The organism is Flavobacterium sp. JLP, from assembly GCF_015350755.1.
Classification (GTDB): Bacteria; Bacteroidota; Bacteroidia; order Flavobacteriales; family Flavobacteriaceae; genus Flavobacterium.
This window is the reverse complement of record NZ_JADKPS010000003.1, coordinates 345,510-366,587: the sequence shown is the minus strand read 5'-3', so window position 1 is coordinate 366,587 and position 21,078 is coordinate 345,510. Positions and strand designations below refer to the sequence as shown.

At 34.6% G+C, this 21,078-nt stretch carries 32 protein-coding genes; 30 read left to right on the top strand and 2 right to left on the bottom strand.

What is annotated here, in order from left to right:
* Positions 1-5: 5 nt before the first annotated feature.
* Positions 6-3,236: a SusC/RagA family TonB-linked outer membrane protein gene (locus IRZ83_RS11180; protein WP_194568770.1), complete on the bottom strand. Its 3,231-nt coding sequence runs from the start codon at positions 3,234-3,236 to the stop codon at positions 6-8.
* Positions 3,237-3,321: 85 nt separating this feature from the next.
* The gene (locus IRZ83_RS11175) at positions 3,322-5,040 is read right to left on the bottom strand and encodes a hypothetical protein (RefSeq protein ID WP_194568768.1); all 1,719 of its coding nucleotides are present in this window, start codon (positions 5,038-5,040) and stop codon (positions 3,322-3,324) included.
* Positions 5,041-5,208: 168 nt separating this feature from the next.
* Here IRZ83_RS11175 and rpsL point away from each other — a divergent pair, with 168 nt between their 5' ends.
* The 30 genes from rpsL to rpsD all read left to right on the top strand — a co-directional run bounded on the left by rpsL (position 5,209) and on the right by rpsD (position 21,069).
* The gene (rpsL, locus tag IRZ83_RS11170) at positions 5,209-5,592 is read left to right on the top strand and encodes a 30S ribosomal protein S12 (RefSeq protein WP_007136570.1); all 384 of its coding nucleotides are present in this window, start codon (positions 5,209-5,211) and stop codon (positions 5,590-5,592) included.
* A gap of 23 nt (positions 5,593-5,615) precedes the next feature.
* On the top strand, positions 5,616-6,092 hold the full coding sequence (gene rpsG / locus IRZ83_RS11165) for a 30S ribosomal protein S7 (RefSeq protein WP_007803600.1): 477 nt from the start codon (positions 5,616-5,618) through the stop codon (positions 6,090-6,092).
* Positions 6,093-6,102: 10 nt separating this feature from the next.
* On the top strand, positions 6,103-8,259 hold the full coding sequence (gene fusA / locus IRZ83_RS11160) for an elongation factor G (RefSeq protein ID WP_029272048.1): 2,157 nt from the start codon (positions 6,103-6,105) through the stop codon (positions 8,257-8,259).
* A gap of 11 nt (positions 8,260-8,270) precedes the next feature.
* Positions 8,271-8,576, top strand: a complete 306-nt coding sequence (gene rpsJ, locus IRZ83_RS11155; protein ID WP_007803605.1) for a 30S ribosomal protein S10 — start codon at positions 8,271-8,273, stop codon at positions 8,574-8,576.
* Between the two features lie 402 nt (positions 8,577-8,978).
* Positions 8,979-9,596: a 50S ribosomal protein L3 gene (gene rplC, locus IRZ83_RS11150; RefSeq protein WP_194568766.1), complete on the top strand. Its 618-nt coding sequence runs from the start codon at positions 8,979-8,981 to the stop codon at positions 9,594-9,596.
* On the top strand, positions 9,596-10,225 hold the full coding sequence (gene rplD, locus IRZ83_RS11145; protein ID WP_029272050.1) for a 50S ribosomal protein L4: 630 nt from the start codon (positions 9,596-9,598) through the stop codon (positions 10,223-10,225). The genes rplC and rplD overlap by 1 nt, the downstream gene beginning before the upstream one ends.
* Positions 10,226-10,232: 7 nt before the next feature.
* Positions 10,233-10,523, top strand: coding sequence for a 50S ribosomal protein L23 (gene rplW / locus IRZ83_RS11140; RefSeq protein ID WP_017495018.1), 291 nt, complete (start codon positions 10,233-10,235; stop codon positions 10,521-10,523).
* A gap of 9 nt (positions 10,524-10,532) precedes the next feature.
* Entirely contained in the window at positions 10,533-11,357 is an 825-nt protein-coding gene (gene rplB, locus IRZ83_RS11135) for a 50S ribosomal protein L2 (protein WP_007803623.1), read from the top strand.
* A gap of 6 nt (positions 11,358-11,363) precedes the next feature.
* Positions 11,364-11,642, top strand: a complete 279-nt coding sequence (rpsS, locus tag IRZ83_RS11130) for a 30S ribosomal protein S19 (RefSeq protein ID WP_012022488.1) — start codon at positions 11,364-11,366, stop codon at positions 11,640-11,642.
* A gap of 6 nt (positions 11,643-11,648) precedes the next feature.
* Positions 11,649-12,062: a 50S ribosomal protein L22 gene (gene rplV / locus IRZ83_RS11125; protein WP_007803631.1), complete on the top strand. Its 414-nt coding sequence runs from the start codon at positions 11,649-11,651 to the stop codon at positions 12,060-12,062.
* Positions 12,063-12,067: 5 nt separating this feature from the next.
* Positions 12,068-12,829, top strand: coding sequence for a 30S ribosomal protein S3 (rpsC, locus tag IRZ83_RS11120; protein WP_007803635.1), 762 nt, complete (start codon positions 12,068-12,070; stop codon positions 12,827-12,829).
* A gap of 19 nt (positions 12,830-12,848) precedes the next feature.
* Complete coding sequence (gene rplP, locus IRZ83_RS11115; RefSeq protein WP_007803637.1) at positions 12,849-13,274, top strand: 50S ribosomal protein L16; 426 nt, start codon at positions 12,849-12,851, stop codon at positions 13,272-13,274.
* A gap of 13 nt (positions 13,275-13,287) precedes the next feature.
* Positions 13,288-13,479 carry a 50S ribosomal protein L29 gene (rpmC, locus tag IRZ83_RS11110; protein WP_007803639.1) on the top strand — a complete coding sequence of 64 codons (192 nt, stop codon included), beginning with the start codon at positions 13,288-13,290 and terminating at the stop codon, positions 13,477-13,479.
* Positions 13,480-13,496: 17 nt separating this feature from the next.
* Positions 13,497-13,757: a 30S ribosomal protein S17 gene (rpsQ, locus tag IRZ83_RS11105; RefSeq protein WP_007803646.1), complete on the top strand. Its 261-nt coding sequence runs from the start codon at positions 13,497-13,499 to the stop codon at positions 13,755-13,757.
* Positions 13,758-13,759: 2 nt separating this feature from the next.
* The gene (rplN, locus tag IRZ83_RS11100) at positions 13,760-14,128 is read left to right on the top strand and encodes a 50S ribosomal protein L14 (RefSeq protein ID WP_007803649.1); all 369 of its coding nucleotides are present in this window, start codon (positions 13,760-13,762) and stop codon (positions 14,126-14,128) included.
* Positions 14,129-14,139: 11 nt separating this feature from the next.
* On the top strand, positions 14,140-14,454 hold the full coding sequence (gene rplX / locus IRZ83_RS11095) for a 50S ribosomal protein L24 (protein WP_007803650.1): 315 nt from the start codon (positions 14,140-14,142) through the stop codon (positions 14,452-14,454).
* A 2-nt stretch (positions 14,455-14,456) separates the two neighbouring features.
* The gene (rplE, locus tag IRZ83_RS11090) at positions 14,457-15,008 is read left to right on the top strand and encodes a 50S ribosomal protein L5 (protein WP_017495015.1); all 552 of its coding nucleotides are present in this window, start codon (positions 14,457-14,459) and stop codon (positions 15,006-15,008) included.
* A 3-nt stretch (positions 15,009-15,011) separates the two neighbouring features.
* The gene (gene rpsN / locus IRZ83_RS11085; protein WP_007803655.1) at positions 15,012-15,281 is read left to right on the top strand and encodes a 30S ribosomal protein S14; all 270 of its coding nucleotides are present in this window, start codon (positions 15,012-15,014) and stop codon (positions 15,279-15,281) included.
* 104 nt (positions 15,282-15,385) lie between these two features.
* Positions 15,386-15,784 (top strand): 30S ribosomal protein S8, encoded by a 399-nt coding sequence (gene rpsH / locus IRZ83_RS11080; protein WP_029272051.1) that lies wholly within the window; start codon positions 15,386-15,388, stop codon positions 15,782-15,784.
* 18 nt (positions 15,785-15,802) lie between these two features.
* Positions 15,803-16,345 carry a 50S ribosomal protein L6 gene (rplF, locus tag IRZ83_RS11075; RefSeq protein ID WP_029272052.1) on the top strand — a complete coding sequence of 181 codons (543 nt, stop codon included), beginning with the start codon at positions 15,803-15,805 and terminating at the stop codon, positions 16,343-16,345.
* 11 nt (positions 16,346-16,356) lie between these two features.
* Positions 16,357-16,707, top strand: a complete 351-nt coding sequence (rplR, locus tag IRZ83_RS11070; protein ID WP_029272053.1) for a 50S ribosomal protein L18 — start codon at positions 16,357-16,359, stop codon at positions 16,705-16,707.
* A 3-nt stretch (positions 16,708-16,710) separates the two neighbouring features.
* Positions 16,711-17,235 (top strand): 30S ribosomal protein S5, encoded by a 525-nt coding sequence (gene rpsE / locus IRZ83_RS11065; protein WP_085950926.1) that lies wholly within the window; start codon positions 16,711-16,713, stop codon positions 17,233-17,235.
* A 12-nt stretch (positions 17,236-17,247) separates the two neighbouring features.
* The gene (gene rpmD / locus IRZ83_RS11060; protein WP_017495010.1) at positions 17,248-17,430 is read left to right on the top strand and encodes a 50S ribosomal protein L30; all 183 of its coding nucleotides are present in this window, start codon (positions 17,248-17,250) and stop codon (positions 17,428-17,430) included.
* A gap of 11 nt (positions 17,431-17,441) precedes the next feature.
* The gene (rplO, locus tag IRZ83_RS11055) at positions 17,442-17,894 is read left to right on the top strand and encodes a 50S ribosomal protein L15 (protein WP_026982954.1); all 453 of its coding nucleotides are present in this window, start codon (positions 17,442-17,444) and stop codon (positions 17,892-17,894) included.
* Positions 17,895-17,906: 12 nt separating this feature from the next.
* Positions 17,907-19,253 carry a preprotein translocase subunit SecY gene (secY, locus tag IRZ83_RS11050; RefSeq protein WP_029272054.1) on the top strand — a complete coding sequence of 449 codons (1,347 nt, stop codon included), beginning with the start codon at positions 17,907-17,909 and terminating at the stop codon, positions 19,251-19,253.
* 7 nt (positions 19,254-19,260) lie between these two features.
* A complete protein-coding gene (gene infA / locus IRZ83_RS11045) occupies positions 19,261-19,476 on the top strand; it encodes a translation initiation factor IF-1 (RefSeq protein ID WP_007136545.1) in 216 nt (71 codons plus the stop codon).
* Between the two features lie 12 nt (positions 19,477-19,488).
* Positions 19,489-19,605, top strand: coding sequence for a type B 50S ribosomal protein L36 (gene ykgO / locus IRZ83_RS11040; protein ID WP_072945378.1), 117 nt, complete (start codon positions 19,489-19,491; stop codon positions 19,603-19,605).
* Between the two features lie 2 nt (positions 19,606-19,607).
* Positions 19,608-19,982: a 30S ribosomal protein S13 gene (gene rpsM, locus IRZ83_RS11035; protein ID WP_007803675.1), complete on the top strand. Its 375-nt coding sequence runs from the start codon at positions 19,608-19,610 to the stop codon at positions 19,980-19,982.
* Positions 19,983-19,990: 8 nt separating this feature from the next.
* Complete coding sequence (rpsK, locus tag IRZ83_RS11030; RefSeq protein ID WP_007803677.1) at positions 19,991-20,374, top strand: 30S ribosomal protein S11; 384 nt, start codon at positions 19,991-19,993, stop codon at positions 20,372-20,374.
* Positions 20,375-20,463: 89 nt separating this feature from the next.
* Positions 20,464-21,069 carry a 30S ribosomal protein S4 gene (gene rpsD, locus IRZ83_RS11025; protein WP_029272055.1) on the top strand — a complete coding sequence of 202 codons (606 nt, stop codon included), beginning with the start codon at positions 20,464-20,466 and terminating at the stop codon, positions 21,067-21,069.
* The last annotated feature ends 9 nt before the right edge of the window (positions 21,070-21,078 follow it).

Below are 21,078 nucleotides of genomic sequence, written 5' to 3'. Positions count from 1 at the left end.
CTTTATTAGAATTTAGCTTTTAAATTTACAGCAAAAGTTTTTGTTGTAGGAAGAGGTCCAGATTGGAAGCCTTGTAAATTTCCAGCACTTAAACCTGCTTCAGGATCAGCATCTGGTAAATTTTTATGGATGATCCATAAGTTAGATCCAGAGAAACCTAAGTAAAGCTCTTGAAATGCACCACCTAATACTTTTTTATCAAAAGTGTATCCTAGTGTAACCTCACGAAGTTTTACGTAAGATGCATCGTAGATGTAATCTTTGTTTGCAGAACCTAAATAACCAAATGATCCGTCAGTACCATCGTTAGCTTCAATTCTTATTGTGTTAGGAGTTCCATCAGGAAGTACACCTGGAAGAATATGACCACCACCAGCAGCAATAGTACTTCTTACTGGGTTCCCTAAGTCGTTCGTGTAAACAGTGTTCGTATATAAACCAGAACCTTCACCATACCATCTGTCTAGAGAGAATACATCTCCTCCTTTTTGCATGTCAATTAAGAAGCTGAAAGAGAATTTTTTGTATTGTAAGATGTTGTTAAGACCACCAGTCCAATCAGGAGTAAAGTTACCAATTACATTATCGTTGGTACTTGTAATTTGATATTTTCCTGTTGCAGCGTCTACAACTCTTTGTCCGTCTAAATAAACATAATCAGATCCTTGAATAGTTCCGTAAGCTTGACCAACAGTAGCGTTGATAGAAATTCCTCCTTGGAAAGAACCAAGTTGATAGTTAGAGATGCCTGGAGCTAATGCAACAACTTTGTTTTTGTTTTTCGCCCAGTTAGCAACCATTGTCCATGTGAAATTATCTAGTTTAACTGGTACTAAAGTTAAAGTAGCCTCTATACCTTTGTTTTCGATATTTCCAACATTTTTGAATAATTTAGTGTAACCTGTTGCTTCGGAAACTGGAATGTCAACAATTTGATTTACAGTATTAGTTTTATAAACAGATAAATCTAAACCAACTCTTCTGTCAAGTGCTTGTAACTCCAAGCCAGCTTCCCAGCTTTTTGTTCTTTCTGATTTTAATTCAGGATTGTTTCTGATTGAAGGAACAGAATATAATGGAGTTCCAAAAGGTGAATTACTTACATATGTATCAAGTACTTTAGCAAATGGAGCGTCGTTACCTACTTCTGCATAACCTAATCTTACTTTTCCTAATGTTAACCAATCTTGTTGTAATACATTAGAGAACACGAAACTTCCTGAAACAGATGGGTAGTAGTACTCATTGTTTTCACTTGGTAAAGTTGAAGATACGTCTCTTCTTAAAGTAGCGTCAAGGTATAAATAATCTTTATATCCTAATGAAGCACTAATATAGTATCCGTTAACGCCTTTGTCAGACATTGTTTCAACTGGTTTTTCAACAGCATTAACTGAGTTTGTCAAAGCAAATAATTTTGGCACATACAGTCCTCCAGAAGTTGAAGCAAGGATTTGATCCACTTTTTGTCTTCTGATGTTAATACCAGCTACTCCTTTTAAGTTTAAATCTTCAGTCAAGTTAGTGTTGAAGTTTGCCATTAAATCGTAGTTAAGCTCAGAGTAGTTTCTGTTAAGTCTTTGGTAACCTGACTCTTCATTACTTCTAGCGATACCGAATGGGTCACCAGCGTAAGATCCGTTAGCTCTTCTTTCTTCTTGGAAATCTGAGTAAGTATCCACAGATGCTCTACCAGTAACATCTAACCAGCTTGTAAATTTGTAGTTTAAGCTTGCATTTCCTAAGAATCTGTTTCTTGTGTCACTTTCATAGTTTTCGTAAACTTGAAAGTATGGGTTGTTCCAGAAAGCAGGAGTAGTGTTTGTTGGGCTATTAGCATTCCAAGTGTAGTTTTTCCCTGTTTGCTCGTAGATAGATCTTTGTTCTTTGATGTCAACATTAGTTCCCCACCATTGTCTGAAACCAGAAATAATGTTACCATTATATCCTGTTCCGTTTCTTCCTTTTGTGTCTGTAACAACATAATTAGCAAAGAAAGTAGCAGTTAATTTGTCTGTTAATTTATAACTAGCATTACCCAAGAAAGAGTTTTTCTTTTGTTCACTATTTGGCATTAAACCAGTAGAACTTAAATTAGTATAAGATAAGTTGAAAGTTCCTTTATCGTTACCACCATTAACAGAAAGTGTATTTGTGTTTACGATAGGGTTTTGAAAGAATGTAACTGGACCATTTTTAGCGATTTCCCATGGACGTGCAGTTTTGTAGTATGGAGATTCTGGAACGAATGAATCCCATCCGAATACCATTTTAGTAGAATCGTAAGCAGGACCAAATGAAGCGTCATGATTAGTTCTCACTGTATTGTCTAAAGTACCATTTCCATCAACATCGAATGTTGTTCTGAAAGATGGAAAATATCCTTCTCCGTATTGAGTTTGGTATTTTGCAAATGTAGATTTGTCAACTGTACCAACACTTACGCTAGAGCTTAAAGAAACTCCAAGACCGTTTTGTTGTTTTCCTTTTTTAGTTGTGATCATGATTGCACCATTGGCAGCTCTTGATCCATAAAGTGCAGTTGCAGCAGCACCTTTCAAAACGTTTACAGATTCGATATCTGCAGGGTTAATATCCGAAGCAGCATTTCCGTAGTCATAACCAGCTCCAGCTTGTTTCTGAGAAGATGTATTACCAAGAACTTCATTATTATCAACAGGAACACCATCGATAACAAACAAAGCTTGATTATTAAATCCAATAGATTTATAACCTCTAATTACAACGTTAGTAGAACCTCCTAAGTTGTTGTTGTTTTTAATTTGAAGACCAGCAACTTTACCTGACATGCTGTTTACAAAGTTAGTCGAAGGTGTTTTATTTACCTCGTCACCATCGATTTTTTGCGTAGCATATCCAAGAGATTTTTTCTCTCTTTTAATACCTAAAGCAGTTGTTACTACAACTCCTTCAAGTTCTTGCGCATCACCAGCCAATTTTACATTGATTACTGATGAGCTTGCAGCTATTTCTTGAGTTTTCATCCCAATGTAGCTAAATACCAAAACTTGGCTTGTTGATGCTTTGATAGAGAACTTACCATCAAAATCAGTTTGCGTTCCAGATTTTGTTCCCTTAACTAATACGCTTACGCCTGGTAAAGGCATTCCTGCATTGTCAGAAACAGTCCCTGAAACAGATCTTTCTTGCGCAAAAGTTAGTTGCGCCACTAGTACTAATAAAAGCACTAAGAATCCATTGAACTTTAGTTTCATTTTTAAATATTTTGAATTAGTATCGCAAAACTCTTAATAATTTGTTAACTATCCTAATATTAATTTAAACTTTTTTCAGTTAGCGCTAAAATTTAACATTATAACATAAGTTTATGATAGTGTTATATAATTGTAATTCTTGTGTATTAGCACCTCCATTTGTCAGAGTAATCTTTAATAATCCGTTTGGTGTCTGTATTACAGATCCAATTCCGACTCCTATTAAATTTTTTATTTTATTTGGATTTATAGATGATGTTAAGTCTTGATATAGACCAAAATCGGCTATTGTGTTTATGTAAATATTTTGCGAAAATTTATATCTGTATTCTGTAAGAATTAAAGTGTTGAAATTAGATTGAAGGCTGTTCTCTAAAAAGCCTCTTATGGAATTAATTCCGCCAAATCGAAATAATTCATTAAAAATGTAATTTTTACTGTTAAGATAAAAATTTTGTGAATTTATGTTAATGTAATTTTTCTCGTTAAGTTCAAAATTATAGGATACATTTAGGTTCGTGTAAAATTGTTGACTAGGTTTTGCTGTTGAAGAATCGTTATTGGTGTTTCTTTTTCCGTATCCGATAATCCAGTTTAACCATGCTTTTTTGGGAATAAGACTATTAGTATAATCTATCTTTTTGAATTCGTAAGTTGAAGTAATATATGAATTTTTAAAATCGCTGATTGTTGTATTATTTGTGTTTTGGATATCGCTTGATTCTGTTGATTGATATCCTAAATATATTTTTGAATTGTAATTGATATAATAGCCTAAGTCGATTGCTGTTTTGGTATTTTGAAATGTACTGTCTTGCTTAAAAATATTTAGCTGTGCTTTTAGTCCTAAAGAAGATTTGAATATATATGGAATTTCTAGTTTAGTATTGAAAGTTTTTTGTTGATTGCCGTCACTTTTCCAATATAGTGCAAATTGCTCTCCCGCACGCAGTATATTTAATAGTGTTATATCTAAATATCCATTTAGGTTTAATTTTTCATTTTCGTCGTTTGAAAATCCAACATATCCATCAAAAGTATTGGCTTTTCTTTTTTCAATATAAGCGTAAATTTTTGTTGAATCTTTGGTGAATAATATTTCGGGATATTTTGTTTGATTGGTGAATTCAAAACTGTTTATATCATCGTAAAGTTGCTTTACAATTTCTTGATTAAATGTCTTGTTTAAATATTTTTTATTAAGTTGTTTTAAGTGCACCTTTGGAAAAAAGTCGTTGCTCTTGGAATTTGAGTAATTTAGAATAATGGAATTTATACTGCGTTTTTTTTCGGATTTAAAATTTAAGTCGGCATAAATTATTAAATTCTTTTTTCGAATGTTTTCTAATTTAATTTTGCTGAGGGCAAATCCCAGTTTTTCGGCATCAATTATTTTTTGATTTAGATATGTTTCTAGTTCGCTGTATGGAATAATTATGGTGTCGTTTTTTGATTCTTCAGATTTAAAGAAAGAATTATTTATACCTATATATATATGTATATTTTTTATTTTTTCTTTTAGTGTGATAATAGAAGTGTAAGTGCTGTCATTTATTGTTTTGGTTTCTAAGATTTTGTTGTTTAGATAGCCAATTTTTGAAAGTCTTTGAGAAGTGATTTTTACTTCGTCAAACAGTGATTTTACGTTAGTATGCTTTGTAGAATAATTTATTGAGTCTATAGTTTTATTTTCGATTTCATTTGTTCCGTTTATTTTTAAATAAAAATTTTGCGCATAACAAGAAATGCTTATGAAGCAAAAAAGAGATAGTGATAATAACTGTTTCAAAAGCAATTGTTTCATATATTAAATGTATTGCAAATATCTATTGTTTGTTTGTAAAATCATAAGCTTAAATAATGTTATTGAAAATTAATGGATTAACGTTTGTATAGTGAAAAATATTTTATACATTTGCAACCCCGTAAAAAGCGGGAATTTAATATACATAATAAATTTTTAGTATTAATTATGCCAACAATTCAACAATTAGTAAGAACAGGAAGAACTCAGATAACTAAGAAGAGTAAATCGGTTGCTTTAGATTCTTGTCCTCAAAGAAGAGGGGTTTGTACGCGTGTTTACACTACTACACCAAAAAAACCAAACTCTGCAATGCGTAAAGTTGCGCGTGTACGTTTGACAAATGGTAATGAAGTAAATGCTTACATCCCTGGAGAAGGACACAATTTACAAGAGCACTCGATAGTATTAGTTAGAGGCGGAAGGGTAAAAGATTTACCAGGTGTTAGATATCATATCGTTCGTGGAGCGCTTGACACGTCAGGAGTTGCAGGAAGAACGCAAAGAAGATCTAAGTACGGTGCTAAACGCCCAAAAGAAGCAAAAAAGTAATTTAAAACTTTTAAGAAAAAGACATGAGAAAAAGAGCGGCAAAGAAAAGACCACTTTTACCAGATCCGAGGTTTAACGACCAATTGGTAACGCGTTTTGTGAACAACTTAATGTGGGACGGTAAGAAATCTACAGCTTTCAAAGTATTTTATGATGCAATTGACATCATTGAATCTAAAAAGCAAGATTCAGAAAAATCTTCATTAGAAATTTGGAAAGATGCTTTAACAAACGTTATGCCTCACGTAGAAGTACGTAGTCGTAGAGTTGGTGGAGCTACATTTCAAATTCCAATGCAAATTAGACCAGACAGAAAAATTTCTATGGCAATGAAGTGGTTGATACTTTATTCTAGAAGAAGAAATGAAAAATCTATGGCGCAACGTTTAGCGTCAGAATGTTTAGCTGCTGCTAAAGAAGAAGGTGCTGCGGTTAAGAAAAGAATGGATACTCACAAGATGGCAGAAGCTAATAAAGCTTTCTCTCACTTTAGATTTTAATTCGTAAGAAATGGCTAGAGATTTAAAATATACAAGAAATATCGGAATTGCTGCTCATATTGATGCTGGTAAAACAACAACAACTGAGCGTATCCTTTTTTATACTGGAAAATCACACAAAATTGGTGAAGTGCACGATGGTGCTGCAACAATGGACTGGATGGCTCAGGAGCAAGAAAGAGGTATTACAATTACTTCAGCTGCAACAACTTGTGAGTGGAATTTTCCAACTGAACAAGGTAAAATTTTGCCTGAATCTTTGCCATACCACTTTAATATTATTGATACTCCAGGACACGTTGACTTTACTGTAGAGGTAAACCGTTCTTTACGTGTACTTGATGGTTTGGTTTTCTTGTTTAGTGCTGTTGATGGTGTTGAGCCTCAATCAGAAACTAACTGGAGACTTGCAGATCAATATAGAGTTCCTCGTATGGGATTCGTTAATAAAATGGACCGTCAAGGATCTAACTTTTTGGCAGTTTGTCAACAAGTTCGTGATATGTTAAAATCAAATGCTGTTGCGATCACTTTGCCAATCGGTGAAGAAAATGATTTCAAAGGTGTTGTAGATTTAGTAAAAAACCAAGCTATCATTTGGCACGATGCTACTCAGGGGGCGACTTTTGATATAGTTGAAATTCCTGCTGATATGGTTGCAGAAGTTAAAGAGTACAGATCTATTCTTATTGAAGCAGTTGCTGATTACGATGAAAATCTTTTAGAGAAATTCATGGAAGATGAAAACTCTATTACAGAGGAAGAAATCAACAACGCTTTAAGAGCTGCTACTATGGATATGGCTATCATCCCGATGATTGCTGGTTCTTCTTTCAAAAATAAAGGAGTTCAGTTCATGTTAGATGCGGTTTGTAAATATTTACCTTCTCCAATGGACAAGGAAGGTATTGAAGGGATTCACCCTGATGACGCTGAATTGTTAGAAGAAGATCAAACTAAAATCTTGCGTAAGCCAGATGTAAAAGAGCCGTTCGCTGCTCTAGCATTTAAAATTGCTACTGACCCATTCGTAGGTCGTTTAGCTTTCTTCCGTGCTTACTCTGGACGTCTTGATGCTGGTTCTTATGTTTTGAACACTCGTTCAGGAAGTAAAGAAAGAATTTCTCGTATCTACCAAATGCATGCTAATAAACAAAATCCAATCGAATATATTGAGGCTGGAGATATTGGAGCTGCTGTTGGATTTAAAGATATCAAAACTGGAGATACATTGTGTGATGAAAAACACCCAATCATTCTTGAGTCTATGAAATTCCCTGCACCGGTAATTGGTATTGCAATTGAGCCTAAAACTAAAGCTGACGTTGATAAAATGGGTATGGCTTTGGCAAAATTAGCTGAAGAAGATCCAACATTTACTGTTAGAACTGATGAGGCTTCAGGGCAAACTATTATTTCAGGTATGGGTGAGCTTCACTTAGATATCTTGGTAGATCGTATGAAACGTGAATTTAAAGTTGAAGTAAACCAAGGTGAGCCTCAAGTTGAATATAAAGAAGCGTTTACAAGAACTGCAACACATAGAGAGACTTACAAGAAACAATCAGGGGGTCGTGGTAAATTCGGTGATATCGTATTTACACTTGAACCGGCTGACGAAGTTGATGGTAAAGTTCCTGTAGGATTACAGTTTATTAATGCAGTAAAAGGTGGTAACGTTCCTAAGGAATATATTCCATCTGTAGAAAAAGGTTTCCGTGAAGCTATGAAAACTGGTCCTTTGGCTGGTTATCAAGTGGATAGTTTGAAAGTAACTTTGACAGACGGATCTTTCCACCCTGTCGATTCTGATGCACTTTCTTTTGAATTAGCAGCTAGAATGGGTTATAGAGAAGTAGCTAAAGCTGCTGGAGCAATTATTCTTGAGCCAATCATGAAAATGGAAGTTATTACACCGGAAGAAAACATGGGGGATATCGTAGGTGATATTAACCGTCGTAGAGGTCAGGTTAATGACATGGGTGATAGAAATGGTGCTAAAACTATTAAAGCTGATGTTCCTTTGTCAGAGATGTTTGGTTATGTAACAACATTAAGAACATTGTCTTCTGGTAGAGCTACTTCAACAATGGAGTTTTCACATTATGCAGAAACACCTTCTAATATTTCAGAAGCTGTAATTAAAAAAGCAAAAGGTAACGCTTAATTCTTAAGAAAATGAGTCAAAAAATCAGAATAAAACTAAAATCTTACGATCACATGTTAGTGGATAAATCTGCTGAAAAGATCGTAAAAACAGTAAAAACTACTGGAGCAGTGGTAACAGGTCCAATTCCTTTGCCAACTCACAAAAAACTTTTCACTGTGTTGCGTTCTCCGCACGTTAACAAAAAAGCGAGAGAGCAATTTGAAGTAATGTCATACAAGAGATTGATTGATATTTATTCATCTTCATCTAAAACTATTGATGCTTTAATGAAACTTGAATTGCCAAGTGGAGTTGAAGTAGAGATAAAAGTATAATTTTTATTATATTTTATATTATAAAAGCGAGACAGAAATGTCTCGCTTTTTTTTGTTGTTTAGATTTGGCTTGATGTTTTTTTTATATATAAGTTTTTTTATTTGGTGAGAGACTTAAATGTGAAATGTCTTTTATTTAGGCTGTTACCAAGGTTTTTTCTTTGATTGATTAAGTAATTGTTAACGATAGTGTCATTATAGGTTAAGCTTTGAAAATTTATTTTTTTTGAATTAGTGAATGTTGTGGTGGATGTGTTTGGTGCTTGGATTTTGATTATGAGCAATTTAATTTTTGTAACTGTTTGGTATATTCGATTTTAATGTATACTTTTGCACTCCCTGTTTGGAAATTTCTGTTATTTTCAAATTGAAGGGAATTTTAGTAATTAATAATTAATATTTATGTCTGGGTTAATTGGTAAAAAAATCGGCATGACTAGCATTTTTGATGAAAACGGGAAAAACATTCCTTGTACAGTAATCGAGGCTGGGCCGTGTGTTGTTACCCAAGTCAGAACCAAAGGTGTTGACGGGTACGAAGCGTTGCAACTTGGTTTCGATGACAAAAACGAGAAACATTCCACTAAAGCGGCTGTAGGTCACTTTAAGAAAGCTGGAACTGTTGCTAAGAAAAAAGTCGTTGAATTTCAAGATTTTGCAACTGAACAAAAATTAGGAGATCTTATTTATGTTTCTATTTTTGCTGAAGGAGAATTTGTAGATGTACAAGGTGTGTCTAAAGGTAAAGGTTTTCAAGGGGTTGTTAAACGTCACGGATTTGGTGGTGTTGGACAAGCAACTCACGGTCAACACAACCGTTTAAGAGCGCCAGGTTCTGTAGGAGCTTCTTCATATCCATCTAGAGTATTCAAAGGAATGCGTATGGCTGGAAGAATGGGAGGAGACAATGTAAAAGTTCAAAACCTTAGAGTTTTAAAAGTAGTAGCTGAAAAGAACCTACTTGTTATTAAAGGATGTGTTCCTGGACATAAAAACTCTTATGTAATCATTCAGAAGTAATGGAAGTAAAAGTATTAGATTTCAACGGAAAAGATACTGGAAGAAAAGTTCAACTTTCTGATTCAGTATTCGCAATTGAACCAAACAATCACGCTGTATACCTTGATGTTAAGCAATATCTTGCTAATCAAAGACAAGGAACTCACAAAGCTAAAGAAAGAGCTGAAGTGACAGGAAGTACACGTAAGATTAAAAAACAAAAAGGAACTGGTACTGCTCGTGCGGGAAGTATTAAGAATCCATTGTTTAAAGGTGGTGGAACAGTTTTCGGACCAAGACCAAGAAGTTATTCATTCAAATTGAATAAAAGCTTGAAAAGATTGGCTAGAAAATCAGCTTTCTCAATTAAAGCAAAAGAGTCGAATATCATCGTTCTTGAAGACTTTAATTTTGAAGCGCCAAACACTAAAAATTTCATTAACGTTTTGAAAGCTTTAGGGTTAGAAAATAAAAAATCTCTATTTGTGTTGGGAGAGTCAAATAAAAATGTATATTTGTCGTCACGCAATTTAAAGGCTTCTAATGTCGTAACTAGCTCAGAATTAAGCACTTACGCTATTTTAAACACTAATAATTTAGTGCTTTTAGAAGGTTCTTTGGAGTTAATCGAAGAAAATTTAAGCAAATAATAGGAATATGAGTATCATAATTAGACCTATAGTAACAGAAAAAGTAACCAAAGAAAGTGAAGTTTTAAACCGCTTCGGATTCGTTGTTGACAAAAAAGCAAACAAAGTTCAAATTAAGAAAGCTGTTGAAGCTGCTTATGGAGTGACTATCGTTTCAGTTAACACGATGAACGTAAGACCGGATAGAACTACAAAATACACTAAAAGTGGTTTGATCAGTGGAAAGACAAATGCAATTAAGAAAGCGATTGTTCAAGTACAAGAAGGAGAAACAATTGATTTTTACAACAATATCTAAGATAGAAAAATGTCAGTAAGAAAATTAAAACCTATTACCCCAGGTCAGCGATTTAGAGTTGTGAATGGTTATGACGCCATTACAACTGATAAGCCGGAACGCTCTTTGATAGCGCCGATAAAAAACTCTGGAGGTAGAAATAGTCAAGGAAAGATGACCATGCGTTATACGGGTGGTGGTCACAAGCAGAGATATCGTATTATTGATTTCAAAAGAACTAAAGACGGAATTCCGGCTACAGTGAAATCAATCGAATATGATCCAAATCGTACTGCATTTATCGCTTTATTAGCTTATGCTGATGGAGAGAAAACATACGTTATTGCTCAAAACGGATTGAAAGTTGGTCAGAAATTAGTTTCTGGTCCAGAATCTCAACCTGAAATTGGTAATACATTGCCTTTAAGCAGAATTCCTTTAGGAACTGTAATCTCTTGTATTGAGTTACGTCCAGGTCAGGGAGCGGTTATCGCTCGTTCAGCTGGAACATTTGCTCAGTTAATGGCAAGAGATGGAAAATATGCTACAATTAAAATGCCATCTGGTGAAACAAGATTAATCTTGTTAACTTGTTCGGCTACAATTGGAGCTGTTTCTAATTCAGACCACCAATTAGTTGTATCTGGTAAAGCAGGTAGAACAAGATGGTTAGGAAGAAGACCTAGAACAAGACCTGTTGCAATGAACCCTGTTGATCACCCAATGGGTGGTGGAGAAGGACGTTCTTCTGGTGGACATCCACGTTCAAGAAATGGAATACCAGCAAAAGGTTATAGAACTCGTTCTAAGAAAAACCCGAGTAACAAGTATATCGTAGAACGTAGAAAGAAATAATAAGATATGGCACGTTCATTAAAAAAAGGACCTTTCGTTCATTATAAGTTAGACAAGAAAGTTCAGGAAAACGTAGAAAGTGGTAAAAATAGTGTAGTTAAGACTTGGTCTAGAGCTTCTATGATTACTCCAGATTTCGTTGGACAAACAATCGCAGTTCATAACGGTCGTCAATTTGTACCAGTTTACGTAACAGAAAACATGGTAGGTCACAAATTAGGAGAGTTTTCACCAACTAGATCTTTTAGAGGTCATGCTGGAGCAAAAAATAAAGGTAAAAAATAAGAAGCAATGGGAGTTCGTAAAAGAGAAACAGCAGATGCGAGAAAAGAGGCTAATAAGTCTATTGCTTTCGCAAAATTGAATAACTGCCCTACTTCACCTAGAAAAATGCGCTTAGTAGCGGACTTGGTAAGAGGTCAGAAGGTAGAAAGAGCACTTAACATCTTAAGATTCAGTTCTAAAGAGGCTTCAAGAAAATTAGAGAAACTATTATTATCTGCAATCAACAACTGGGAGCAAAAAAATAGTGAAGGTAATTTAGAAGAAGCTGGATTATTTGTTAAAGAGATCAGAGTAGATGGTGGAATGATGTTGAAAAGACTTCGTCCAGCTCCACAAGGTCGTGCACACAGAATAAGAAAACGTTCTAATCACGTAACAATCGTGCTTGGAGCTATCAATAACACACAAAGCAATTCTTAAGCAGCATGGGACAAAAGACAAATCCAATTGGAAATAGACTTGGTATCATCAGAGGGTGGGACTCAAACTGGTATGGTGGAAATGATTACGGTGATAAACTTGCCGAAGATCATAAAATCAGAAAGTATATCCACGCTCGTTTATCAAAAGCTAGTGTATCAAAAGTAATCATCGAGAGAACTTTGAAACTTGTAACCGTTACTATCACTACTGCTAGACCTGGTATCATTATCGGAAAAGGTGGGCAAGAGGTAGACAAGTTAAAAGAAGAACTTAAGAAAGTTACTGACAAAGAGGTTCAAATCAACATCTTTGAAATTAAAAGACCTGAGTTAGATGCTTATCTTGTGGCGACAAGTATCGCTCGTCAAATCGAAAGCCGTATTTCTTACAGACGTGCAATCAAAATGGCTATTGCTGCTTCTATGCGTATGAACGCTGAAGGTATCAAAGTTTTGATTTCTGGTCGTTTGAATGGTGCTGAGATGGCGCGTTCAGAAGGTTTCAAAGAAGGTAGAATTCCTCTATCAACTTTCAGAGCTGACATTGATTATGCTTTGGCTGAAGCTCATACCACTTATGGTAGAATGGGTATCAAAGTATGGATCATGAAAGGTGAAGTTTATGGAAAGAGAGATCTTTCTCCACTTGCAGGAATGGATAAAAAACAATCTGGAACTGGTGGTGGTAAAGGTGGAGATTCTCCGAGAGGAGACAGAAAACCTTTTAATAAAGGTGGAAAACCAGACGCTCGCAAAAGAAAGTAAATTTTTAAACTAAAGAAAAATGTTACAGCCTAAAAGAACAAAATACCGTAAGGTACAGAAAGGTAAAATGAAAGGTAACTCTCAAAGAGGGCATGAACTTTCTAATGGAATGTTTGGTATTAAATCTGTACATGAAGATGGAATGTTCTTAACTTCTCGTCAAATCGAAGCTGCGCGTATTGCCGCAACTCGTTTCATGAAGAGAGAAGGACAATTATGGATCAAAATATTTCCAGACAAACCAATTACTAAGAAACCTCTTGAGGTACGTATGGGTAAAGGTAAAGGTGCCGTTGAATATTGGGCTGCCGTTGTTAAACCCGGAAGAATTATGTTTGAAGTTGGAGGAGTTCCTTTATCAGTTGCAAAAGAGGCTTTACGTCTTGCAGCTCAAAAGCTTCCAGTAAAAACTAAGTTCGTCGTTGCTAGAGATTTCGAAGCATAATTTATATTATATTATGAAACAATCAGAAATAAAAGATCTTTCTGCAGCGGAGTTGCAAGAAAAACTTAGTCAAACTAAGAAGATATATGCTGACCTAAAAATGGCCCACGCTATTTCTCCAATTGAGAATCCACTTCAAATTAGAAGTGTAAGAAGAACAGTTGCAAGATTGGCTACAGAGCTAACTAAAAGAGAGTTACAATAATTGTATTCTGCTGAAAGATGGAAGAAAAAAGAAATTTAAGAAAAGAAAGAATAGGTGTTGTTACTTCAAATAAAATGGATAAATCTATTGTTATTGCTGAAGTAAGAAAAGTAAAACACCCATTATACGGTAAGTTCGTGTTGAAAACAAAGAAATACGTTGCACACGACGAAACAAACGACTGTAACATTGGAGATACTGTAAGAATTAGCGAAACGCGTCCTTTGAGTAAAACAAAATGTTGGAGATTAGTTGAAATCTTAGAAAGAGCTAAATAATTATGGTACAACAGGAATCAAGACTAAAAGTAGCAGATAATACGGGAGCAAAAGAAGTTTTAACTATCCGTGTTTTAGGAGGTACCAAAAGAAGGTATGCCTCTGTTGGTGACAAGATTGTAGTATCTATTAAAGATGCAACTCCTAACGGTAACGTTAAAAAAGGAGCTGTTTCAACTGCAGTTGTTGTACGTACCAAAAAAGAAGTGAGAAGAGCTGATGGTTCTTATATCCGTTTCGATGACAATGCATGTGTTCTTTTGAACGCAGCGGGGGAAATGAGAGGAACTCGTGTTTTTGGTCCGGTAGCAAGAGAACTTCGTGAAAAACAATTCATGAAAATTGTATCATTAGCACCAGAAGTGCTTTAATTCGTTTTAAGATGATAAAGCTAAAAATAAAATCAGGAGATATCGTAAGAGTTATTGCTGGAGACCATAAAGGTGCTGAAGGTAAAGTTTTACGTGTTTACCGTGAGAAAAATAAAGCGATAGTTGAAGGTGTAAACATGGTTTCGAAACATACAAAACCAAGTGCTAAAAACCCTCAAGGTGGTATCGTTAAGAAAGAAGCTTCTATACAAATATCTAACATTTCACTAATTGATCCTAAAACTAAGGAAACAACTAGAGTTGGTATTAGAGTAGAAGGAGATAAGAAAGTAAGATTTTCAAAAAAATCTAATCAAGTACTATAGTAATGGCATATACACCTAGACTAAAAGAAGAATATAAGAGTAGAGTAATCTCTGCTCTTAAAGAGGAATTCGGATATACAAACGTAATGCAAGTTCCAAAACTTGAAAAAATCGTTTTGAGCCGTGGAGTTGGTGCAGCTGTATCTGATAAAAAACTTATTGACTATGCAGTTGATGAGTTGACAAAGATCACTGGACAAAAAGCAGTATCTACAATTTCAAAGAAAGACGTTGCGTCATTCAAATTGAGAAAAGGGATGCCTATTGGAGCAAAAGTTACTTTACGTGGTGAAAGAATGTATGAGTTTTTAGATAGACTTATTACTTCTGCTTTACCACGCGTTAGAGATTTTAGTGGTATCAAAGCTACAGGTTTTGACGGAAGAGGTAATTACAACCTTGGAGTTTTAGAGCAAATCATTTTCCCAGAAATTGATATTGACAAAGTAAACAAAATTTCAGGAATGGATATTACATTTGTTACTACTGCAAAAACAGACAAGGAAGCAAAGTCATTATTGGCTGAATTAGGATTACCTTTTAAAAAGAATTAAGACATGGCTAAAGAATCAATGAAAGCCCGTGAGGTGAAAAGAGAGAAAACGGTAGCTAAGTATGCTGAGAAAAGAAAAGCTTTGAAAGAAGCTGGAGATTTTGAAGGATTACAAAAATTACCTAAAAATGCTTCACCAGTTCGTTTACACAATCGTTGTAAATTAACAGGTAGACCAAGAGGTTATATCCGTCAATTTGGTATTTCGCGTGTAACTTTCCGTGAGATGGCTAATAATGGATTAATTCCTGGAGTTAAAAAGGCATCTTGGTAATCTGGCAATAAGTTATTACTTTTGCAAACCAAAAAATAATTTTAATTGATTAAAGGTTCGGGAGATGAGTATCTCCCGAAAACCATAATCGCAATCAAATACATATGTATACAGATCCTATTGCAGATTATTTGACTAGAGTTCGTAACGCTGTGGCTGCAAACCATAAAGTTGTTGAAATTCCAGCTTCTAATCTTAAAAAAGAAATAACTAAGATCTTATTTGATCAAGGTTATATCTTAAGTTACAAATTTGAAACGAATACCGTTCAAGGTTCGATCAAAATCGCTTTAAAGTATGATAAAGATACTAAAGAGCCTGTAATTAAAGATATCCAAAGAATTAGTAAACCTGGTTTACGTAAATACGCAGGTGCTGCCAAATTACCAAGAATCCTTAACGGATTAGGAATTGCTATTGTTTCTACATCAAAAGGTTTGATGACTGGAAAACAAGCTAAGCAATTGAATGTAGGTGGTGAAGTAATTTGTTACGTATACTAATTTTAAAGACTAAATAAGATGTCAAGAATAGGTAAAAGCCCAGTTGTAGTCCCTGCCGGTGTAACTATAGAAGTTAAAGACGGTATCATTACAGTAAAAGGAAAAAAAGGTCAACTAACTCAGGAGTTCTCGGACATTACTGTAAAAGTTGAAGGCGATCAAGTTCTATTAGAGAGATCGTCTGATCATAAAGACCAAAGAGCAAAACACGGATTATACAGATCATTAATCAATAATATGATCATTGGTGTATCTGAAGGTTTTACAAAAGAACTTGAATTAGTTGGAGTTGGTTATAGAGCTTCAAACCAAGGTCAAAAATTAGATTTAGCTCTTGGATATTCTCACAATATTGTTTTAGAAATTGCTCCAGAAGTAGCTTTAGAAACAATATCTGAAAAAGGTAAAAACCCAATCGTAAAATTAACATCATTTGATAAACAACTTTTAGGTCAAGTTGCTGCGAAAATCAGAGGTTTCCGTAAGCCTGAGCCATACAAAGGAAAAGGTGTTAAATTTGTGGGTGAAGTATTAAGAAGAAAAGCAGGTAAATCAGCTTAAAAAATAAGATTATGTCATTAACAAAATCTGATAGAAGACAGAGAATTAGATTCAGAATTAGAAAATCGATTAGTGGTACTGCTGCTAACCCAAGACTATCTGTATTTAGAAGTAACAAAGAAATTTACGCTCAACTTATTGATGATGTAAATGGAGTTACTATATTAGCTGCATCTTCAAGAGAAAAAGAAATAGGAAAAGGTACTAACGTTGAAATTGCTACTGCTGTTGGAAAACTAGTTGCAGAGAAAGCGTTAAAAGCTGGGATTGATACCATCACTTTCGATAGAGGAGGTTATTTATATCACGGTCGTATTAAATCATTAGCAGAAGGCGCAAGAGCGGCTGGACTTAAATTCTAATATATTATGTCTAAATACAAAAATGTAGAATTGGTAAAACCAAGTGGTCTTGAACTTAAAGACCGTCTGGTAAGTGTTAATCGTGTTACTAAAGTTACAAAAGGTGGTAGAGCTTTCGGTTTTTCTGCTATTGTAGTTGTAGGTGATGAAAATGGAGTAGTTGGTCACGGATTAGGAAAATCTAAAGACGTTTCTGAAGCAATTGCGAAAGCAGTAGAAGATGCTAAGAAAAATTTAGTAAAAATTCCTTTGAACGGACAATCTGTTCCTCACGAACAAAAAGGTAAATTTGGTGGTGCACGTGTATTCTTAATTCCTGCTTCTCATGGTACAGGAGTTATTGCTGGTGGAGCTGTTCGTTCAGTTCTTGAATCAGTAGGTATTCACGATGTATTATCTAAATCTCAAGGATCATCAAATCCTCATAACGTAGTAAAAGCAACTTTTGATGCTTTATTGCAAATGAGAAGCGCTCATACTGTTGCAAAACAAAGAGGTGTTTCTTTAGAAAAAGTTTTTAAAGGTTAATTCAAGGAAATTATGGCTAAATTATTAGTAAAACAAGTAAGAAGCAAAATCAACTGTCCTCTTTCTCAAAAGAGAGGTTTAGAAGCTTTGGGTCTACGTAAAATGGGACAAGTTGTAGAGCATGATTCAAACCCTGCTATCCTTGGGATGATAAACAAAGTTAAACACTTAGTTTCTGTCGAAGAAGCTAAATAACAAATACTGTTATGAATTTAAGTAACTTACAACCAGCTGAAGGGTCAACACACAATCAAAACAAAAGATTAGGTAGAGGAGAAGGTTCTGGAAAAGGTGGCACTGCTGCAAGAGGTCACAAAGGAGCAAAATCTCGTTCTGGTTATTCTAAAAAGATTGGTTTTGAAGGAGGGCAAATGCCACTTCAAAGACGTGTGCCTAAGTTTGGTTTCACAAACATCAACCGTAAAGAATACGAAGGTGTTAATTTAGATACGCTTCAATTATTAGTAGACAATGGTGTGATTACTGATTCTGTTTCAATGACAGATTTCGTAGCAAATCGTCTAGCTACCAAAAATGAAATCGTTAAGATTTTAGGTAGAGGAGAATTGAAAGCAAAATTAAAAGTAACTGCTCACAAATTTACTGCTACTGCAAAAGCTGCTATTGAAGCTGCTGGTGGAGAGGCTGTAACAATATAATTTTTCTATTGTATGAAGAAATTTATTGAATCAATAAGCAATGTTTGGAAAATCGAAGAACTGAAAAATAGAATCCTAATTACTTTAGGATTACTTTTAGTATATCGTTTTGGAGCACACGTTACGCTTCCTGGAATTGACGCAACTCAATTGATGGGGTTAGCAGGACAAACTAAAAATGGTCTAGGATCTATTCTAGACATGTTCACCGGAGGTGCTTTCTCTAAAGCTTCAGTTTTTGCTTTAGGAATTATGCCTTATATTTCTGCATCTATTGTGGTTCAGTTAATGGGAATTGCTATTCCTTATTTACAAAAACTTCAAAATGATGGAGAAAGTGGTAGAAAAAAGATTAATCAAATTACACGTTGGTTAACTATTGCTATTACATTGGTTCAAGGTCCAACTTATATCTACAATTTATACAGAACGTTACCTGGAAGTGCATTCTTACTAGGCTTTAATTCTCCGGAGTTCTTGTTTTCGTCTGTTATTATCTTAGTTACGGGTACAATTTTTGCTATGTGGCTTGGAGAAAAGATTACTGATAAAGGTATTGGAAATGGAATTTCATTATTGATTATGGTCGGTATTTTAGCTCGTTTACCACAAGCTTTTATGCAAGAATTTAAGTCTGTTGTTACTAATAATACTGGAGGCTTAATGTTAATGGCTATTGAAATTATTGTATGGTTATTAGTAATTATTTCTTGTGTATTGCTTACAATGGCAGTACGTAGGATTCCAGTTCAGTATGCTCGTCGTACAACAACTGGTGACTATGAGCAAGATTTGGCAGGTGGTAATAGACAATGGATTCCTCTTAAGCTTAATGCTTCTGGGGTTATGCCAATCATTTTTGCTCAGGCAATTATGTTTATACCTGCAGCTGTAGCTGGATTGTCTAAATCAGATACATCACAATCTATTGTTGGCGCTTTTAGTAATATGTTTGGTTTTTGGTATAACTTTGTATTTGCAACTTTAATTATTGTATTTACATTTTTCTATACTGCAATCACTGTACCTACTAACAAAATGGCTGATGATTTAAAAAGAAGTGGTGGTTTTATCCCTGGCGTTCGTCCAGGTGCTGAAACTTCAGATTTCTTAGATAAAGTGATGTCTTTAATAACTTTCCCAGGATCTTTATTCCTTGCTTTGATTGCTGTGTTCCCAGCTATTGTTGTAAGTATTATGGATGTACAACAATCTTGGGCGATGTTTTTTGGAGGTACCTCATTAATAATTATGGTTGGGGTTGCGATAGATACTATCCAGCAAATCAATTCATACTTGTTAAACAAACATTATGATGGTTTAATGAAGACTGGTAAAAATAGAAAAGCAGTAGCTTAATATATTTATGGCAAAACAATCAGCAATAGAACAAGACGGATCAATCATTGAAGCATTGTCAAATGCGATGTTCCGTGTAGAGTTAGAAAATGGACATATTGTAATTGCTCATATTTCTGGTAAAATGCGTATGCATTACATCAAATTATTACCTGGTGATAAAGTGAAACTAGAAATGAGTCCTTATGATTTGTCAAAAGCAAGAATTACTTATCGATATTAAAGGATATTCACTATGAAAGTTAGAGCATCAGTAAAAAAGAGAAGTCCCGAGTGCATCATTGTGCGTAGAAAAGGGAGATTGTACGTAATAAACAAAAAGAATCCTAGATTTAAACAAAGACAAGGATAATTATGGCAAGAATAGCAGGGGTAGATATCCCAAAAAATAAGAGAGGTGTTATAGCACTTACCTATATCTTCGGATTAGGAAGAAGTAGAGCTATTGAGATTTTAGAGAAAGCTCAAGTTAGCCAAGATAAAAAAGTTCAAGATTGGAATGATGATGAGATCGGAGCGATTCGTGATGCAGTTTCATTTTACAAAATTGAAGGTGAATTACGTTCTGAAGTTTCTTTAAACATCAAACGTTTAATGGATATTGGTTGTTACAGAGGTATCCGTCATAGATCTGGTCTTCCGTTAAGAGGACAAAGAACTAAAAACAACTCTAGAACAAGAAAAGGTAAAAGAAAAACTGTTGCTAACAAGAAAAAAGCAACTAAATAATAAGTAATATGGCTAAAGCAACTGCAAAAAAACGTAAAGTTATCGTTGAATCAACGGGTGAAGCTCATATTTCTGCCACTTTCAACAACATTATCATTTCTTTGACTAATAAGAAAGGTGAAGTTATTTCTTGGTCTTCAGCTGGTAAAATGGGTTTCAGAGGTTCTAAAAAGAATACTCCGTACGCAGCTCAAATGGCCGCAGAAGATTGTAGTAAAGTAGCTCTTGAGGCGGGACTTAAAAAAGTTAAAGTTTATGTAAAAGGACCAGGAAACGGGCGTGAGTCTGCTATCCGTTCTATTCATAACGGTGGAATTGAAGTTACTGAGATTATCGATGTTACTCCAATGCCTCACAACGGATGTCGTCCTCCAAAAAGACGTAGAGTTTAATACTCAAAATTTATAGTATAACCTAGATTGAAAATAGATTATCGAAGGATAAGACCTGAATTCATAATCTCAATCTTAAACAATTTAAAATGGCAAGATATACTGGTCCTAGTACAAGAATCGCTCGTAAATTTGGCGAAGCAATCTTCGGAGATGATAAATCTTTCGAAAAAAGAAATTACCCACCTGGACAACACGGGATGGCTAAAAAAAGAGGAAAAAAATCTGAGTATGCTGTTCAGTTAATGGAAAAGCAAAAAGCTAAATATTCTTATGGAATTTTAGAAAAACAATTCAGAAATTTATTCGAAAAAGCATCAGCAACTAAAGGAGTAACTGGTGAGGTTTTATTACAATTATGTGAAGCAAGATTAGATAATGTTGTTTTTAGAATGGGGATTGCTCCATCTAGAAGAGGTGCTCGTCAAATAGTATCTCACAGACACATTACTGTAAATGGAGAAGTTGTAAATATTCCTTCTTACCACCTTAAGCCTGGTGATAAAGTTGCAGTTCGTGAAAAATCTAAATCTTTAGAAGCTATCGAACGTTCTTTATCAAATTCAAGTCATGTTTATGAATGGATTACTTGGAACAATGATCTTAAAGAAGGAACTTTCGTTTCTGTACCTGCAAGACTTCAAATTCCAGAAAACATTAAAGAACAATTAATCGTAGAGTTGTACAACAAATAATAATTGACT

Coding starts and splice junctions, on each gene's coding strand:
- rplC (WP_194568766.1), top strand. CDS start 8,979: ATGTCTGGGTTAATTGGTAAAAAAATCGGCATGACTAGCATTTTTGAT.
- fusA (WP_029272048.1), top strand. CDS start 6,103: ATGGCTAGAGATTTAAAATATACAAGAAATATCGGAATTGCTGCTCAT.
- rpsL (WP_007136570.1), top strand. CDS start 5,209: ATGCCAACAATTCAACAATTAGTAAGAACAGGAAGAACTCAGATAACT.
- rplV (WP_007803631.1), top strand. CDS start 11,649: ATGGGAGTTCGTAAAAGAGAAACAGCAGATGCGAGAAAAGAGGCTAAT.
- rplP (WP_007803637.1), top strand. CDS start 12,849: ATGTTACAGCCTAAAAGAACAAAATACCGTAAGGTACAGAAAGGTAAA.
- rpsK (WP_007803677.1), top strand. CDS start 19,991: ATGGCTAAAGCAACTGCAAAAAAACGTAAAGTTATCGTTGAATCAACG.
- rplN (WP_007803649.1), top strand. CDS start 13,760: ATGGTACAACAGGAATCAAGACTAAAAGTAGCAGATAATACGGGAGCA.
- IRZ83_RS11180 (WP_194568770.1), bottom strand. CDS start 3,236: ATGAAACTAAAGTTCAATGGATTCTTAGTGCTTTTATTAGTACTAGTG.
- rplR (WP_029272053.1), top strand. CDS start 16,357: ATGTCATTAACAAAATCTGATAGAAGACAGAGAATTAGATTCAGAATT.
- rplO (WP_026982954.1), top strand. CDS start 17,442: ATGAATTTAAGTAACTTACAACCAGCTGAAGGGTCAACACACAATCAA.
- rpmC (WP_007803639.1), top strand. CDS start 13,288: ATGAAACAATCAGAAATAAAAGATCTTTCTGCAGCGGAGTTGCAAGAA.
- rpsH (WP_029272051.1), top strand. CDS start 15,386: ATGTATACAGATCCTATTGCAGATTATTTGACTAGAGTTCGTAACGCT.
- rplW (WP_017495018.1), top strand. CDS start 10,233: ATGAGTATCATAATTAGACCTATAGTAACAGAAAAAGTAACCAAAGAA.
- rpsJ (WP_007803605.1), top strand. CDS start 8,271: ATGAGTCAAAAAATCAGAATAAAACTAAAATCTTACGATCACATGTTA.
- rplX (WP_007803650.1), top strand. CDS start 14,140: ATGATAAAGCTAAAAATAAAATCAGGAGATATCGTAAGAGTTATTGCT.
- rpsN (WP_007803655.1), top strand. CDS start 15,012: ATGGCTAAAGAATCAATGAAAGCCCGTGAGGTGAAAAGAGAGAAAACG.
- rpmD (WP_017495010.1), top strand. CDS start 17,248: ATGGCTAAATTATTAGTAAAACAAGTAAGAAGCAAAATCAACTGTCCT.
- rpsG (WP_007803600.1), top strand. CDS start 5,616: ATGAGAAAAAGAGCGGCAAAGAAAAGACCACTTTTACCAGATCCGAGG.
- rpsC (WP_007803635.1), top strand. CDS start 12,068: ATGGGACAAAAGACAAATCCAATTGGAAATAGACTTGGTATCATCAGA.
- rpsS (WP_012022488.1), top strand. CDS start 11,364: ATGGCACGTTCATTAAAAAAAGGACCTTTCGTTCATTATAAGTTAGAC.
- ykgO (WP_072945378.1), top strand. CDS start 19,489: ATGAAAGTTAGAGCATCAGTAAAAAAGAGAAGTCCCGAGTGCATCATT.
- secY (WP_029272054.1), top strand. CDS start 17,907: ATGAAGAAATTTATTGAATCAATAAGCAATGTTTGGAAAATCGAAGAA.
- rplE (WP_017495015.1), top strand. CDS start 14,457: ATGGCATATACACCTAGACTAAAAGAAGAATATAAGAGTAGAGTAATC.
- rplB (WP_007803623.1), top strand. CDS start 10,533: ATGTCAGTAAGAAAATTAAAACCTATTACCCCAGGTCAGCGATTTAGA.
- infA (WP_007136545.1), top strand. CDS start 19,261: ATGGCAAAACAATCAGCAATAGAACAAGACGGATCAATCATTGAAGCA.
- rpsQ (WP_007803646.1), top strand. CDS start 13,497: ATGGAAGAAAAAAGAAATTTAAGAAAAGAAAGAATAGGTGTTGTTACT.
- rpsD (WP_029272055.1), top strand. CDS start 20,464: ATGGCAAGATATACTGGTCCTAGTACAAGAATCGCTCGTAAATTTGGC.
- rplD (WP_029272050.1), top strand. CDS start 9,596: ATGGAAGTAAAAGTATTAGATTTCAACGGAAAAGATACTGGAAGAAAA.
- IRZ83_RS11175 (WP_194568768.1), bottom strand. CDS start 5,040: ATGAAACAATTGCTTTTGAAACAGTTATTATCACTATCTCTTTTTTGC.
- rplF (WP_029272052.1), top strand. CDS start 15,803: ATGTCAAGAATAGGTAAAAGCCCAGTTGTAGTCCCTGCCGGTGTAACT.
- rpsM (WP_007803675.1), top strand. CDS start 19,608: ATGGCAAGAATAGCAGGGGTAGATATCCCAAAAAATAAGAGAGGTGTT.